13 protein-coding genes, 4 tRNA genes and 2 pseudogenes are annotated in these 15,297 nt (G+C 59.3%); 6 read left to right on the top strand and 13 right to left on the bottom strand.

The window, feature by feature from the left end; all coding sequences use genetic code 11:
• Positions 1-110: 110 nt before the first annotated feature.
• Positions 111-278, bottom strand: coding sequence for a hypothetical protein (locus IMW75_RS19340; protein ID WP_205893479.1), 168 nt, complete (start codon positions 276-278; stop codon positions 111-113).
• A 135-nt stretch (positions 279-413) separates the two neighbouring features.
• Between IMW75_RS19340 and IMW75_RS19335 the strand changes: the two genes are divergently transcribed.
• Positions 414-932: a DUF2062 domain-containing protein gene (locus IMW75_RS19335; protein ID WP_205893477.1), complete on the top strand. Its 519-nt coding sequence runs from the start codon at positions 414-416 to the stop codon at positions 930-932.
• A 48-nt stretch (positions 933-980) separates the two neighbouring features.
• On the opposite strand, the gene IMW75_RS19330 is transcribed toward IMW75_RS19335, so the two are convergent.
• The 4 genes from IMW75_RS19330 to IMW75_RS19315 all read right to left on the bottom strand — a co-directional run bounded on the left by IMW75_RS19330 (position 981) and on the right by IMW75_RS19315 (position 4,149).
• The gene (locus IMW75_RS19330; protein ID WP_122839120.1) at positions 981-1,760 is read right to left on the bottom strand and encodes an ABC transporter permease; all 780 of its coding nucleotides are present in this window, start codon (positions 1,758-1,760) and stop codon (positions 981-983) included.
• Positions 1,757-2,689 (bottom strand): ABC transporter ATP-binding protein, encoded by a 933-nt coding sequence (locus IMW75_RS19325; protein WP_045061744.1) that lies wholly within the window; start codon positions 2,687-2,689, stop codon positions 1,757-1,759. The genes IMW75_RS19330 and IMW75_RS19325 overlap by 4 nt, the downstream gene beginning before the upstream one ends.
• A gap of 133 nt (positions 2,690-2,822) precedes the next feature.
• Entirely contained in the window at positions 2,823-3,446 is a 624-nt protein-coding gene (locus tag IMW75_RS19320; RefSeq protein WP_205893476.1) for a glutathione S-transferase family protein, read from the bottom strand.
• Between the two features lie 43 nt (positions 3,447-3,489).
• Positions 3,490-4,149: a transglutaminase-like domain-containing protein gene (locus IMW75_RS19315; RefSeq protein ID WP_205893475.1), complete on the bottom strand. Its 660-nt coding sequence runs from the start codon at positions 4,147-4,149 to the stop codon at positions 3,490-3,492.
• A 244-nt stretch (positions 4,150-4,393) separates the two neighbouring features.
• On the opposite strand from IMW75_RS19315, the gene IMW75_RS19310 reads away from it, so the two are divergent.
• Both IMW75_RS19310 and IMW75_RS19305 read left to right on the top strand, forming a co-directional pair.
• On the top strand, positions 4,394-6,841 hold the full coding sequence (locus tag IMW75_RS19310) for an acyl-CoA dehydrogenase (RefSeq protein ID WP_205893474.1): 2,448 nt from the start codon (positions 4,394-4,396) through the stop codon (positions 6,839-6,841).
• A gap of 74 nt (positions 6,842-6,915) precedes the next feature.
• Complete coding sequence (locus IMW75_RS19305) at positions 6,916-7,323, top strand: PA2817 family protein (protein ID WP_205893473.1); 408 nt, start codon at positions 6,916-6,918, stop codon at positions 7,321-7,323.
• Between the two features lie 163 nt (positions 7,324-7,486).
• On the opposite strand, the gene IMW75_RS19300 is transcribed toward IMW75_RS19305, so the two are convergent.
• Positions 7,487-8,473 (bottom strand): LysR substrate-binding domain-containing protein, encoded by a 987-nt coding sequence (locus tag IMW75_RS19300; RefSeq protein WP_205893472.1) that lies wholly within the window; start codon positions 8,471-8,473, stop codon positions 7,487-7,489.
• 88 nt (positions 8,474-8,561) lie between these two features.
• On the opposite strand from IMW75_RS19300, the gene IMW75_RS19295 reads away from it, so the two are divergent.
• Entirely contained in the window at positions 8,562-9,188 is a 627-nt protein-coding gene (locus IMW75_RS19295; protein ID WP_205893471.1) for an alanyl-tRNA editing protein, read from the top strand.
• 173 nt (positions 9,189-9,361) lie between these two features.
• On the opposite strand, the gene IMW75_RS19290 is transcribed toward IMW75_RS19295, so the two are convergent.
• From IMW75_RS19290 to IMW75_RS19275, 4 genes are all read right to left on the bottom strand, one after another.
• Positions 9,362-9,437 (bottom strand) — tRNA-Gly (locus IMW75_RS19290).
• Between the two features lie 3 nt (positions 9,438-9,440).
• Positions 9,441-9,516, bottom strand: a tRNA-Glu gene (locus IMW75_RS19285).
• 104 nt (positions 9,517-9,620) lie between these two features.
• Positions 9,621-9,696 (bottom strand) — tRNA-Gly (locus tag IMW75_RS19280).
• 2 nt (positions 9,697-9,698) lie between these two features.
• Positions 9,699-9,774: transfer RNA gene (locus IMW75_RS19275), tRNA-Glu, on the bottom strand.
• Between the two features lie 394 nt (positions 9,775-10,168).
• Here IMW75_RS19275 and IMW75_RS19270 point away from each other — a divergent pair.
• Positions 10,169-10,927 carry a hypothetical protein gene (locus tag IMW75_RS19270; RefSeq protein WP_045061751.1) on the top strand — a complete coding sequence of 253 codons (759 nt, stop codon included), beginning with the start codon at positions 10,169-10,171 and terminating at the stop codon, positions 10,925-10,927.
• A 107-nt stretch (positions 10,928-11,034) separates the two neighbouring features.
• Here IMW75_RS19270 and IMW75_RS27415 read toward each other — a convergent pair.
• The 3 genes and pseudogenes from IMW75_RS27415 to IMW75_RS19260 all read right to left on the bottom strand — a co-directional run.
• Positions 11,035-11,631, bottom strand: a pseudogene (locus tag IMW75_RS27415) (methyl-accepting chemotaxis protein); the annotation flags it as partial.
• A gap of 102 nt (positions 11,632-11,733) precedes the next feature.
• Positions 11,734-12,948: pseudogene (locus IMW75_RS27410) on the bottom strand (HAMP domain-containing protein); the annotation flags it as partial.
• Between the two features lie 346 nt (positions 12,949-13,294).
• Positions 13,295-14,056: an SDR family oxidoreductase gene (locus IMW75_RS19260; protein ID WP_045061753.1), complete on the bottom strand. Its 762-nt coding sequence runs from the start codon at positions 14,054-14,056 to the stop codon at positions 13,295-13,297.
• Positions 14,057-14,288: 232 nt separating this feature from the next.
• Here IMW75_RS19260 and IMW75_RS19255 point away from each other — a divergent pair, with 232 nt between their 5' ends.
• Positions 14,289-15,293 (top strand): NADP-dependent oxidoreductase, encoded by a 1,005-nt coding sequence (locus tag IMW75_RS19255; protein WP_045061754.1) that lies wholly within the window; start codon positions 14,289-14,291, stop codon positions 15,291-15,293.
• Positions 15,294-15,297: the final 4 nt, after the last annotated feature.

The raw sequence follows: 15,297 nt of genomic DNA, 5'->3' as shown, positions 1-15,297 counted from the left end.
TCGACTTGGTCGACAACCGACAATTTAAAAGTCAGCGTGTAATCTCTCTGGCTACGTTTTTCGCCCGTGTTCATTGCACCTTCCTGATAAGAAGCCAGAAGGTGTAAACCTTATTCAGGACGAGACACAAACAGGAAAAACGCCAGCGGATAGGCGCGAAACGGCAGCACCATCAGGCCCACTATCGGCATCAGTATCAACAACCAGACCGGCGGTAATGCCGGTAAGAAACGCAGGGTCAGCAAACCCAGCGCCAGCGCTATCATCCCTGTGCGCATACGCCCGTCCTTGGAGTCCACCCACTAGGCATAGTCGGGGGATCGCACGGCCGTCGTTATTAATTGTCACAAAGTCTGAATGGGCGGTTCACAGAATCGAGACATACTTGCCGCCTTAACCGACCGAGAAGCCTTATGCCCCGGCGCTTATTCAAACGCTACATGCCAGATCCGACGAGCATCAGGGAACATAAGTCCTTACGCTTCCTTGGCACCCTGCTGCATGACCCGAACCTGTGGCACCTCAACCGCCACTCCGTTGCCCGGGCGATGGCCGTGGGGTTGTTTGCCGCCTTCCTGCCCATTCCCTTGCAGATGCTGGTGGCCGCGGCGTTGGCCATCATGGTGCGCGGCAATATCCCCATCGCCGTCAGCCTGGTCTGGCTGACCAATCCAATCACCATGCCTGTCGTGTTCTTTTGTACCTACCAGACGGGCGCCTGGTTGATGGACATTCCTGCCCGGCACTTTCCGGACGAACTGACCTGGGAATGGATCAGCGGCGAGCTGTCCACGATGTGGCAGCCATTCCTGCTGGGTTCGGTGGTCACGGGACTGGTGCTGGGAGCCTTGGCCTATTGCCTGACGATGATGTACTGGCGCTGGTGGGTTGCGCGGCAGTGGCGGCGGCGCAAGAAAAACCGGATGTCGTGATGCAAAACGGCCTCCGCATGGGAGGCCGTTTGTCTATCCAGGATTACTTTAAGTACGCATCCCGCGGCCACTTACCAGCAACCGCGCGCAACCGATATACAACACCACGGTCGCCACCAGCATGAAGGTGATCGCTACGCTGATGCGGATGTCCGAGACTCCGAGGATGCCGTAACGAAACGCATTGACCATGTGCAGCACCGGGTTCGCCAGGGACACGGTCTGCCAGAACGGCGGCAGCAGGGAAATCGAGTAGAACACCCCGCCCAGGTACGTCAATGGCGTCAGCACAAAGGTCGGGATGATCGAAATGTCATCAAAGTTTCGCGCAAACACGGCGTTGATAAAGCCCAGCAACGAGAAGATCGTTGCCGTCAGCACCACCACCAGGATGGTCACGCCCAGGTGGTGCACCTGCAAATGGGTAAAGAACAGCGACAACAGGGTCACGATCACCCCCACCATCAACCCGCGCAGTACGCCCCCGAGGGTGTAGCCGATCAGAATCGTGTGCGGCGACACCGGCGACACCATCAATTCCTCGATGGAGCGCTGGAACTTGCTGCCAAAGAAACTCGACACCACGTTGCCGTAGGAGTTGGTGATCACCGACATCATGATCAGGCCCGGCACGATGTACTCCATATAGGTGAAGCCACCCATGTCGCCAATCTGCCGACCGATCAGGTTCCCGAAGATCACGAAGTACAGCACCATGGTGATCGCTGGCGGCAGCAAGGTCTGCGGCCAGATTCGGGTGAAGCGCCTGACCTCGCGGTAGACGATGGTGTTCAGGGCAACGAGGTTGGGTTGCAGCTCGGAACTCATACCGCCACCTTCGACAGATTTTTCTCCACCAGGGACACGAACAACTCCTCAAGGCGATTGGTTTTGTTGCGCAGGCTCAACACTTCGATGTTCTGCTGCGCAAGCTGGGTGAACAGCGCGGTGATGCCCATGGCCTTGTCGACCTGGACCTCAAGGGTATGACCGTCGACCAGCCTGGCCGGGTAACCAAGCAACTGCGGCGCAACGCTCAAGGTGTTCTTGAGATCGAGCAGGAAGGTCTCCACATGCAACTGCCCCAGCAATTGCTTCATGCTGGTGTTCTCGACGATGGTGCCGTGGTCAATGATGCCGATGTTGCGGCACAGCTGTTCAGCCTCTTCCAGATAATGGGTGGTGAGGATGATGGTGATGCCTTTCTGGTTCAGCTCGGTGAGGAAGGTCCACATCGAGCGCCGCAACTCGATGTCCACCCCCGCCGTCGGCTCGTCGAGGATCAGCAAGCGCGGTTCGTGAACCAGCGCGCGGGCAATCATCAACCGGCGCTTCATCCCGCCAGACAGGGACCGCGATGGCGTATCGCGCTTGTCCCACAACCCCAGTTGGGTCAGGTACTGCTCGGCGCGCTCCTTGGCGATTTTCGGCGGGATGCCGTAGTAACCGGCCTGGGTCACGACAATGTCGAAAGTCTTTTCGAACTGGTTGAAGTTGAATTCCTGGGGCACGACGCCGATGGAGCGCTTGAGCGCCGCCGGGTTCTTGTCCAAATCGTGGCCGAAGATGTTCACCGTGCCGCTGGTCTTGTTCACCAGGGTCGAGAGAATGCCGATGGTCGTGGACTTGCCCGCACCGTTAGGGCCGAGCAAGGCGAAAAAATCACCTTCGGCGACATCCAGATCGATACCACTCAGGGCCTGGAAACCGTTGCCGTAGGTTTTGGTTAGCTGCCGGATGGACAGAGCGGAACTCATATCGGATTACGCACCAAGAAGGGAAAGGAAGGAATAGATAAGGGCGGGCGGTGACGAACACAACCGCAGCGCATGAGCGCAATGGTGCTTGTCCCCGCCACACAAGTACAGTCAAGCGTGTCGATAGTGAGTATTAAGTCAACGCGGTCATGACGGCTTTCTGATACGCCGGACGCTGCTTGAGCCGCGCGTACCAGGCCTCAAGATGGGGCTGGGGTGCTCGCTCGATGGGCATTTCAAACCAGGCATAAATAAAACTGCCCAGGGGGATGTCACCCATGCCGATCTCTTCACCCGACAGGTAGGGTTGGGCCGTCAACGCCTGATCGACCACCGCCAGCAGCGCGTCGCACTCCTTGATCGCAGCGTGGATGGCCGGCCAGTCCTGTTGATCGGCCGAGGTGCGCAGCACACCCCAGAACACGGTGCGGAACGGGCCGGCAAAGTTCGAAGTGGTCCAGTCCATCCACTTGTCGGCGCTGGCGCGGGCTTGCGGATCCGCCGGGTACCAGGCGCTGTTGCTGGCGTGGCGGGCCAGGAGATAACGCACGATGGCATTGGATTCCCACAGTACGAAGCCGTCGTCTTCGATCACCGGCACACGAGCATTGGGGTTCATCGCCCGGTAATGCGCGGTGTCCACGACGCCAAAGGCACCGCCGGCATCTATTGCCTCGTAAACCAGGCCCAGCTCCTCGGCGGCCCACAGCGGTTTCCTGACATTCGACGAGTTCTTGCGACCCCAGATCTTCAGCATGAGCGCCTCTTTATGGATGAATGCGCAGGCAGCATACGCCGGATCAGGCGCGACTCAAATCGCTCTGCATGTCCCCCAGCAGCGCCGGCAACTGCCCGGCAAACAGGTGCGGGTAACATTTTTCCAGGTGCTCGAAAAAGAACGCTTCAGGCACATCAGTGAACTGGCCATGGTCGACCAGGTACTCCATCAACGGCTCGCCATCGCGGTTGAAAGGGTGGAACACGCTGTCGTTGATCCCGTCGAACTCCAATGGCGCGACGTTGAACAATTCACACAAGCCTTGATTGAATGCCGGCGTGGCCTTGACCCAGCGTCCGTTCAGGAACAGTTCGGTATAACCGTGCATGGCGAACACGTCGCTCCTGAGCAGTTCGAGCAGCCGCGGGGTCGACAGGTGATTGCGCACATCAGCCAGACCGATACGTGCCGGGATTGCGCAATGCCGCGCTGCGCCAGCCAGCAATGTGGCCTTGGGCACGCAATAGCTTTCCCCTGCCGCCAGCGCGTAACTGCCGCACAGGGTCTGCGGGTCGCGGCTGAAGGTATAGGGGTTGTAGCGCACAGCTTCGCGCACGGCGTGATAGAGATTGATCGCCTGCTCGAGCGGATCGCGACTGGCGCCACGGTGTTTTTCAGCGAACTCCACTACTGACGGGTGGTCACTATCGATGAAGCGGCCGGGGCTCAAATACTCGTGCATGAGATCAATCTCCTGGGGAAGACCCGAGTCTAGCGACAGGATAAGCACAGAGATAACGGCATTTCGGCCAAACATGGGCGCATTGTCGCGCGAGCAGCGAACGATTTGCGCAGGCTGTTGCCAACCGTGCCTGCAAAACTTTTACAAGGTTTCTCACAATTCAACACCTTGCCCTGATCACCCTGCTACGGATGCCGTCTAAGCTCTGAGGGTTGGTTTTGCCCTGGTTCACGGAGGATTAAATATGCTGTTGTTGTGGATACTGGTTCTGATCGTCGGCATTGCCTATCTGGCGCATCGCCGCACCGCCCCACTACCCGCCTTGTGCATCGTTGCCGTTTATGTGGTGGCAATGGGCGCCTTCAGTCACGCGCCAGGCTGGTTGTTGTTGCTGCTATGGGTGTTGATCGCCGCCGTGGCGGCGCCCTTGTTGCTGCCGGACCTGCGCCGCAAATTTTTCAGCGCGCCACTGTTCAGCTGGTTCCAGAAAACCCTGCCGCCGATGTCGCAGACCGAGCGCGATGCGATCGACGCAGGCACGGTGTGGTGGGACGGTGAATTGTTCAGTGGCCGTCCGGACTGGGATAAATTGCTGGCCTACCCGAAAGTGCAGTTGAGCGAAGAGGAACAGGCTTTTATCGATGGCCCGACCGAAGAGCTCTGCGCCATGGTCAGTGACTGGCAGATCGGCCAGGACATGGACCTGCCACCGCAAGCCTGGACCCACATCAAGGACAACGGCTTCTTCGCCCTGATCATCCCCAAGGAATTCGGCGGCAAGGGCTTTTCCGCCTATGCCCACTCCCAGGTGGCGATGAAACTGGCGACTCGCAGCGGCGACCTCGCCTCCACCGTGATGGTCCCCAATTCCCTAGGCCCTGCCGAGCTGCTGCTGCACTACGGCACCGACGAACAACGCAACCACTACTTGCCACGACTGGCGCGCGGTGACGATATTCCGTGCTTCGCCCTGACCGGCCCGCTTGCCGGCTCCGATGCCGGCGCGATGCCCGACACCGGGATCATCTGCAAGGGTGAATGGGAAGGGCAGGAAACCCTTGGCCTGCGCCTGAACTGGGAAAAACGCTACATCACCCTGGGCCCCGTCGCGACCCTCCTCGGCCTGGCGTTCAAGGCCTATGACCCGGACCATCTGCTGGGTGACAAGGAAGACCTGGGCATCAGCCTGGCGCTGATTCCAACTGACACCCCTGGCGTCGAGATCGGACGTCGCCACCTGCCACTGGGCGCGGCGTTCATGAACGGCCCCAATTCCGGCAAGGACGTGTTCATCCCCCTGGACTACCTGATAGGCGGCCAGGAGATGCTCGGCAAGGGCTGGATGATGTTGATGAACTGCCTGTCCGTCGGCCGTTCGATTTCCCTGCCGGCAGTTGGCACCGGCGCCGCCAAGTTCACCAGCCTGGTGACCGGCCAGTACGCCCAGGTCCGCGAGCAGTTCAACGTGCCACTTTCGGCGTTCGAGGGTATCCAGGAGGCCATGGCGCGTATTGGCGGCAATGCATGGATGATGGATGCAGCGCGGATGCTTACCGCCAACGCCGTAGACCTGGGCGAGAAGCCTTCGGTGCTGTCGGCGATCCTCAAGTACCACCTGACCGAACGTGGACGCGAATGCATCAGCCACGCCATGGATGTACACGGCGGCAAGGCCATCATCATGGGCCCGAACAATTACCTGGGACGCAGCTGGAACGGCGCGCCGATCTTCATCACCGTGGAAGGCGCCAACATCCTTTCGCGTAACCTGATGATCTTCGGCCAAGGCGCGATTCGCTGCCATCCGTTCGTACTCAAGGAAATGGCCCTGGCGGGGCGCGAGGACAAGGATCAGGCCCTGGTCGAGTTCGATGCGTTGCTGCTCAAGCACATCGGATTTGCCGTTGGCAACGCCGCCAGCACCCTGGTGCTGAACCTCGGCTTTGGTCACTTTGAACGGGCGCCAGGCAATGCCCTGAGTCAAGGGTACTTCCGCGCGCTCAACCGCCAGGCCGCCGCGTTCGCCATGCTCGCCGACCTCAGCATGATGCTGCTGGGTGGCGAACTTAAACGTCGCGAACGCCTGTCGGCACGTCTGGGTGATGTACTCAGCAACATGTACCTGGCCTCTGCGGCACTCAAGCGTTACCACGATCTCGATTCGCCTGAACATATGGCGCCGCTGTTTAACTGGGCGATGGAAGAAAGCCTCGGTCAGTCGGAAAAGGCCCTCGACGAACTGCTGACCAACTTCCCGAACAAAGTACTGGGCTGCCTGCTGCGGGTGATCGTGTTTCCATTCGGTCGCCGTCACAAAGGTCCGTCGGACAAGCTCGGTGCCGAGGTCGCTGCTGTCATCGGTCGCGCCAAAGGTGATCCGACCCTGGAAGAGTTGCTCGGTGGCTGCTACCGCCCGCAGGCGGCAGATGACGCCGTCGGCGCGTTGCAGCATGCGTGCAACCTGTTGAACGCCGCGCATCCTTTGCAGAAGAAGCTGCATGTGGCGCTCAAGAGTGGGCAGGTCAAGCCGGCTGCCGGGGAACACGCGATTGATGCGGCACTGGAAGCGGGCGTATTGCAGCCAGTGGAAGCGCTGACTTTGCGTGATGCCGAGGCGGCACGACGCAAGGTGATCGATGTCGATGACTTCGATAAGGAAGAGCTGGCACTGGCCGACGGAAAGGTCCGCTGATTCCGTTCTACCTGTAAAAACGGGCGCAGGAGCTTTATACTCCCGCGCCCGTTTTGCTCTTGAGGACTTATCTCGTGTCCAACATCGTTGCCGATCATCTCGTCCTGCTGGACCACTTGCGCAGCATCCTGGTCGCCGTGGGCGAGGCCGAGCAGGTTCCCGAAGAAAGCCATGCCTTGTTCCTCGAGCGTTTCGACGAACTGCGGGCATTGTTGCCAGTCGACCCGATCGAAAGCCAATACCTGGGCCAGGACATCCTCTGCCAGGTGATCACCCGCTACCCGCAAATCGCCCACCTGGTCCCGCGCGACCTGCTGTGGTATTTCGCCGGTGATTGCCTGCACTACATGCCTGACGACGAAATCGATTTGTACCAGGCGCTGGAAGAACGTCGCTTCGAAGCCGAACAGAACGATGAGCCGTTCGACTGGAATCAGGAGAAGCAACTGCTGTCGATGTCCATCGACGACAGCAAGCACTGATCCACGATCAGCACTACCAGAGGCCCGCATGGTGAACATGCGGGCCTTTTTCGTGGCAGCCGATGACCCCATCGCGGGCAAGCGTTGCTCCCACAGGTAAAACCGGACCATTGTGAGCTGACCTTAAGCTCGTGGGAGCAAGGCTTGCCCGCGATGGGGCCTCTCAGGGCAAACCTTCACTTTCAGGTGTCTCATAGGCCGCCATCTCTGCCCCCCGACCAGGCTTGCCCAAGGTCGGCTCTTTCTCCAGGCACTCCACCAGATAATCGATAAACACGCGCAACTTCGGCGGCATGTACCGGGTTGGTGAATGCAGCAGCCAGGCACCACCATGGTAAGACGCCAGAAAGGTCCAGTCCGGCAACACCTGCACGATTACCCCCTGCTCCAACGCGTGACGTGCCGTGAAATAAGGCAGGCTGCCAATTCCGATATGCTGCAACACCGCCCCCAGGCGAACGCCGGTGTGATTGGCGGCATAACGCCCGCGCACACCGACCGTGATCGCCTTGGTGCCCTTTTTGAATTTCCAGCGCGCATCGCTTGGAGTTTCTCCCAGGTAGATGCAACTGTGGTTGAGCAAATCATGGGGGTGCGTCGGTATGCCGTGTTCGGCCAGGTACTGTGGAGTGGCGCACAGCATATGATCGATCGTCAGCAGCTGGCGCCCCACCAGCCCGGCAGGTGGCCGATCAGTGATTCGAATGGCCAGGTCGACATGGTCATCGATCAGATCCACCTGCCGATCCTCCAGCAGCAACTCAACGTCCACCTTGGGAAAACGCCGCAAGAATTCCGGCATGTGCGGGTGAATCACAAACCGCCCAACCGCCTTGGGCACGCTCACCCGTATCAGCCCTTCTGCCTCATCCGTGAACTGGCCACTGATCTCCATGACCGACTTGGCGGCGCTGACCATTTCCTGGCAACGCTTGAACACCTCCTCGCCACCATCACTGAGCCGCAACTTGCGCGTGGTGCGTTGCAGCAAGCGAGTGGCCAACGCTTTTTCCAGGCGCGAAATGCTACGACTGACCGCCGAAGGCGAGGAGCCGAGTTGACGAGCCGCTTCAGAGAAGCTGCCAGTCTCGACAACCTTGACGAAAATCGCCATTTCACCCAGCAGCGGCAACGGAAGATTTATGCTCACAGCGCAACAGTCCTTTGATGTTTGACCGGATTATCACGCTTTTCCCCGCTACCTATAATAAAAAACAGTATTTATCCGGATTCGGCACATGACGCTTCGCCTCTTTTTCCACAGTGATGACCTCAATGCCAACGTGGAAGTACTGGACTGCATGCCGCACGAGAACGAGTTCGCCGTCGTGCTGCGGGCCACACTCTTTCACCCCCAGGGCGGTGGGCAGCCTTTTGATACCGGCTCGATAGGCGAGAGCCAAGTGCTTCGTGTGGTCCAGGGTCCCGACCGCATCATCCATTTTGTCGACCGCCCGATAACCCCGGGCATGACCCGGATTCGGATCGACGAGCAACGTCGCCAGTTCAATACCCGCATGCATTCTGCCGGTCATTTGATCGGCCACCTCGTCCAGGCCATGGGCTGGATGCCAGTCAAGGCGCATCACTGGCCAGGTGAAGGCCGGGTGCAATTCAAACCTGCCGAGTCCGCACAAGAGGTCGACGTAAAGACTGTCCAGATCGGCCTCGATCAGTGGATAGCCGACGACCTGCCACGCCTGTCGTCGCTACGCGAAGGCGCGAGGGAAATCAGCTTTGGCGAACTCCCTGCCTATGGCTGCGGCGGCACTCATGTACGCAGCCTGAGGGAGTTGGGCACGGTCGCCATCGCCTCCGTCTCATCGAAGAAAGGCGTGCTATCGGTTCACTACAGCGTGGACTGAGGCTGGGGCAGCCATTCACTTCGGGCGGTATTGCCGGACACCCGATCCTTTCGATCTAAAAAGCCACACACGCAAAAGGCCCGCGCAGTCTGACTGGCGGGCCTCTTCACTTCTCGGGAACAAATTCTGCACAAACAAAAACGCCGCTCAATGAGCGGCGTTTTCGTTAAATATGGAGCGGGAAACGAGACTCGAACTCGCGACCCCGACCTTGGCAAGGTCGTGCTCTACCAACTGAGCTATTCCCGCAAATGGCGTCCCCTAGGGGACTCGAACCCCTGTTACCGCCGTGAAAGGGCGGTGTCCTAGGCCACTAGACGAAGGGGACACGCTGCCCGGAACACATGGTGTGTGTTTCGGTGCCCAGAGCCGCATCCGAAGACTTGGTTCTGGTTTCACTCAGTGCTGCCCGAAAGCAACACTGTTTAAAAATGGAGCGGGAAACGAGACTCGAACTCGCGACCCCGACCTTGGCAAGGTCGTGCTCTACCAACTGAGCTATTCCCGCATTGGCGTCCCCTAGGGGACTCGAACCCCTGTTACCGCCGTGAAAGGGCGGTGTCCTAGGCCACTAGACGAAGGGGACACACGTACAACATTCACTGCCTACCGCGTTTCGCTGTGTGCTTTACGCTGTAAGTGGCGCGCATTCTATGGATGGATTGAGAGGTCGTCAACCCCCAGATATAAATTTATTTAAATCAATGACTTCGACCTGGATTCAGGCGCGTTTCGGGCTTTTCCGCCGCCCGGTGTCTGACGCCTATATTCTGACGCCTGCCAAGACGTTATAGTCGATCTGCGCCACAGATGATGGCCATATGCACCCAATACAGAGATTACTTATATAAGGCGCATGACGGCCGATACAGGCTGGACACTGTCCGATTCAACCCGCCGTGCGGCGCTATGCGCTCCAATGCCAAGCCACTACACTCGCTCGCGAATCCCATAAAGAGGTCTTACCGGTGACTCCACTCATGATCACCCTGCTCGTCGTAGCCGGGATCGCGCTATTGATCGTCATTGGCTACATGAACAATGTGGTGGAAAACAACAAGCTGGAGAAAGCCCGCACCAAGGTTGAGCTCAACGACCGCCTGCGTCGTTGCGGTGAGATCACCGAGACGTTCCCTGGGCAGTTGATGACACCGGCGCTCAAGCTGCTGTTGACGCGCCTGGAGCTGAATGTCTGCCAGCGTCTGCTCAACCTGGAAAAATCCAATGCCGGGCTCAAGGCCCGGATTGCCGAGCTGACGGCGCTGGTCGCGCAAGGGGAATCGATTCCGGTCAATAACCCGCCGGCGCCGATCCAGACTGAGGCCAAAGCCAAGGACGTACGTTTCCTGCTTGAGGCCCTGCACGGTCAAATTACCCGCGCAGCCCAGGACGGTTTCCTGCCCACCAACGAAGCCAAGCGCTGGATCCGTGAGGTTCGCCATATCCTGGTGCTGCTGCACATCGAGTTTTTCAACAATCTGGGCCAGCACTCGCTGCAGCAAAATCAACCTGGCCAGGCGCGACTGGCTTTCGAGCGCGGCGTTCAATACCTGCGCAAACAGCAGGAACCGCAGGTTTACGCCGAACAGCTGCAGTATCTGGAGAAACTCCTGGCTCGTGCCAACGCCCAGGTGATGGACAAGACTGCGCCTGCCGAAGACGAAGTGAACCAGTTGACCGAAGGCCTCAAGGACGTCGAAGCCGATGCGGACTGGAAGAAAAAAGTCATCTACGACTGATCGACCTGTGCAGGAGCGAGCTTGCTCGCGAAAAACGTCTGAGCGCTGCGGGGTGTCTGAATCCCCGAGTCATCGTTGACGACCATCGCGAGCTCGCGCCTGCAGAGTCAGAGCCTGAAATGCCCCACCATCCCCTTCAGCTCTATCCCCAACTGCGCCAGCTCGATACTGGAAGCGGCATTGCCCTGCATCGCCAGCGAAGACTGGTCGGCGCTGGCACGGATGCTCGTTACGCTTCTATTGATCTCCTCGGCCACCGAGCTCTGTTCCTCGGCGGCTGCAGCAATTTGCTGATTCATCTGCTGAATCAATGACACGGCAGCCGCGATGCTGCCCAAGGCACTTTCGGTCTGCAGTGCATCGCTCACCGCCAGCTTGACCAGCTCCCCGCTGTTCTGGATCTGTTGCACCGATGAGTGCGCCGCAGAACGCAAGGCGCTCACCAGGCGTTCTATTTCCTCGGTCGATTGCTGGGTGCGCTTGGCCAGGGCTCGAACTTCATCTGCAACCACTGCGAAGCCCCTGCCCTGCTCTCCGGCGCGCGCGGCTTCAATCGCCGCGTTCAGCGCCAGCAGGTTGGTCTGCTCGGCCACGCTCTTGATGACGCCGAGCACCGTGCCGATGTTCTGGATCTCGGCGCTCAGGCTTTCAATGCTTGAACTGGCCGAGGTCGCTGAATCCGCCAGCAGCTCGATCCGGGCCATGCTCTGGCGCACCACTTGCTGTCCGCTTTCGACCTTGCTGTCCGCCGTCTGCGCCGCTTGAGCGGCCTCCTCTGCATTACGCGCGACGTCATGCACGGTGGCGGTCATCTGGTTCATCGCGGTGGCTACCTGCTCGGTTTCCTCCTTCTGGCTACTGACCTCAAGATTGGTCTGCTCGGTGCCTGCCGATAACGACTGCGCCGAACTGGCCAACTGTTCGATGCCGGCCTGCAAGCCACTGACGATGGTGCTTAGCCCGGTCCCCATCTGCTGCATGGCGTGCATCAGTTGACCGATTTCGTCGCGCCGGGTCACCTCCACCGTCGCACTCAGATCCCCCGATGCAATTCGCTGGGCGACCTGGATCACACTGCGCAGAGGCGCCACGATCAGGCGGGTGATCACCCACGCGGCAATCAGGCCGGCCAGGAGTGCCAGCACAGAGGAACCGATGATAAGCAATGCGTTCTTCTTCAACTCTGCCTGCATGGACTGATCTTCGGCGACATAGGCCTGGTCCACTCGATCCACCACTTGGGCGGCACGCTGGTGCAACTGCGCATAGACGGTTTTTTCCTGAGCCAGCAGCCCGGTGTACTCCGCGAGTTTTTCGCTGAAACCGGCAATGTGGCCAGTCACTTCGTTGAGCACCGTCTTGTAGCCGTCATCCAGGACTGTGGATTTGAGCTGCTCAGCCTGGGCCAGCGCCTGGTCAGCCTGCTCGATCTTGCCCTGGCCGGCGCCGTCATCACCCTTGCGACTCAAGTCCAGGCGTACACGTGCCTCGTTCATCGCCTGCAGCATCAACCGCGAGACCTGACTGACCTGACCGGCCTGTTCGATGAATTGCGCGCCATCCTTGCCCTGGGACTCTTTCAGGGTGTAAGCCCCATCATCGGCGAGCCCGGCCTGCAAAACATCGAGGTTGTTGGCAACGCTTGAGACTGACCAATTGGCCATTTCCAAGGCCAGGTCCTTGGTCTGGCTGAGCGAGACGAACTCGTCGAAAGCTTTTCTATAAGCCGCCAGCGATTGCTCTACGTCATTCATCACCGGCACATTCGCTGCAGAGGCCTGCTTGAGCCCGGTCGCCAGGGCAATCAGCTCGTCGACCCCGGCGTGCAAGGCCTCGACGGTTTTAGCGTCGCCCCGCAAGGCGTACTCCTGCTCGAGCAAGCGCACCTTGAGCAGGCCGCTATTAAGCGAGGACATCTGTTTGAGATCATTGAAGCGCTGGCTGATGGCCTGCAACGACCATACGCCGATTGCCGCGATAAGCGCCGTCAACAACAGTACCAAGGCAAACCCCACACCCATTTTTTTTGCCATACCGAGGTTGGCAAAACGTCCTTGCACGGCCGATTTCATTGCACTGGGTCCCTTGATCGAGTCTATTCAAGCAGATTCGCAACGGGCCCCAGGCAACACAAGACTCTGACGTCGGAATAATGGCAAAAAGCTACGCACCCGTCGTTTTCAGAACGCTGGAGGTCGATCCGGCGAAGTCGCCATGAAGAAGCGGCGAGCCTGCGGATCACACGCATAGAAAGTGGCTGGATCTTACTTGGGTGACACAGTAAAAGATCGCAGCCTCGTTGCACTCGACAGCGCCTACACATCGTCCTAAGCAGCGTCTGCGCAGGCTTGTGCAAAGCGGGCAGGTTTAGAAGGCCGTTACGCCGCCGTCCACTGCCAAGGAGTGCCCGGTGGTGAAAGCGGCGCCATCGCTGCACAGGTACAACACCGCACTGGCGATCTCCTCCACTTTGCCGATGCGACCGACCGGGTGCATCGCGTTGGCGAACTCGCCCTTCTTCGGATCCGCCTCATAAGCTCGGCGGAACATGTCGGTGTCGATCACCGCAGGGCACACGGCATTGACCCGGATTTTCTTTTTCGCATACTCGATCGCAGCTGACTTGGTCAGGCCGATCACTGCGTGCTTGGACGCCGCATAGATGCTCATCTTCGGCGCAGCGCCCAGGCCCGCCACCGAAGCCGTGTTGACGATGGCGCCACCGCCCTGGGCCAGCAGCAGGGGCAGCTGATACTTCATGCACAGCCATACGCCTTTGACGTTGACCCCCATGATGGCGTCGAACTCGTCAAGCGTGCCGTCCGCCAGCTTGCCCTTCTCGATTTCAATGCCGGCGTTGTTGAAGGCATAGTCCAGGCGCCCGTAGGCATTCACCACCTCGTCCATCAGGTGTTTCACTTCGCTTTCCTGAGTGACGTCGCAGCGCACGAAGGTCGCTTCGCCGCCCAGTGTACGAATCAGCGCCACGGTACCTTCGCCGCTTGCCGTGTCCAGGTCGGCGACCACCACTTTCAAGCCTTCAGCGGCGAATGCCTGGGCAGTCGCGCGGCCGATACCATTACCGGCGCCCGTCACTACTGCTACCTGACCAGAAAACGTCATGCTCATTGTCATGTCCTCGAAGAAAGCCGGGAAAGTGCGTGCACCCAGTCTAGACACAGGTGCCTGCAGCACGTCAGCACTATCAAGAGGCCGGTTGGCTGCTCATGAGTAGCAGTGATGAAACTGCCTGGGGGACTATCACTGCTCTGGATCGAACTGCATTCGCCGTATCAGCGAGACTTGCGGCCTGGGTCATGAAGGGCTATCAACAAGGCTTCATCCCTCTTGAGCGCCTGTCATGACTACCCAGACCAATCGCCAGTTCCTGCTCGCCAAACGTCCGGTGGGCCCGGCGACCCGCGAAACCTTCACCTATCAGGAAGTACCGGTTGGTGAACCGGGCGCAGGACAGATCCTGGTCAAAACCGAATACCTGTCCCTGGACCCTGCCATGCGTGGCTGGATGAACGAGGGCAAGTCCTACATTCCTCCAGTCGGTATCGGCGAAGTCATGCGTGCATTGGGCGTGGGCAAAGTCGTTGCGTCGAACAATCCCGGTTTTGCCGTCGGCGACTACGTCAACGGTGCCCTCGGCGTGCAGGATTATTTCCTCGGCGAGCCAAGGGGTTTTTATAAGGTCGATCCGAAACTGGCCCCGCTGCCACGCTACTTGTCAGCGCTGGGCATGACGGGCATGACCGCTTACTTCGCCTTGCTCGACGTCGGCGCGCCAAAAGAAGGCGACACCGTGGTGCTGTCGGGCGCCGCTGGCGCTGTGGGCAGCATTGCCGGGCAGATCGCCAAGCTCAAGGGGTGTCGTGTGATCGGCATCGCAGGTGGCGCGGACAAGTGCAAGTTCCTGATCGAGGAACTGGGTTTCGACGGCGCTATCGACTACAAGAACGAAGATGTGCACGCCGGCCTGAAGCGTGAATGCCCCAAAGGGGTCGACGTCTATTTCGATAATGTCGGCGGCGATATTCTCGATGCAGTGCTGAGCCGCTTGGCGATGAAAGCGCGAGTGGTTATCTGCGGCGCCATTAGCCAGTACAACAACAAGGAGGCAGTCAAGGGACCCGCCAATTACCTGTCGCTATTGGTCAACCGCGCTCGCATGGAAGGCTTTGTGGTGATGGACCACGCGGCGCAGTTCGCCGCCGCCGGGCAGGAAATGGCGGGCTGGATGGCCAAGGGACAACTCAAGAGCAAGGAAGATATCGTCGAAGGGCTGGAGACGTTCCCGGAGACGCTGATGAAGTTGTTCAGCGGGGAGAACTTTGGCAAGTTGGTGCTGAAGGTGTAACGCC

Origin of the sequence: Pseudomonas gregormendelii (assembly GCF_017114825.1) — a bacterium.
In the GTDB taxonomy this organism is placed as follows: domain Bacteria; phylum Pseudomonadota; class Gammaproteobacteria; order Pseudomonadales; family Pseudomonadaceae; genus Aquipseudomonas; species Aquipseudomonas gregormendelii.
This window is presented reverse-complemented; position numbering and strand designations above follow the sequence as displayed.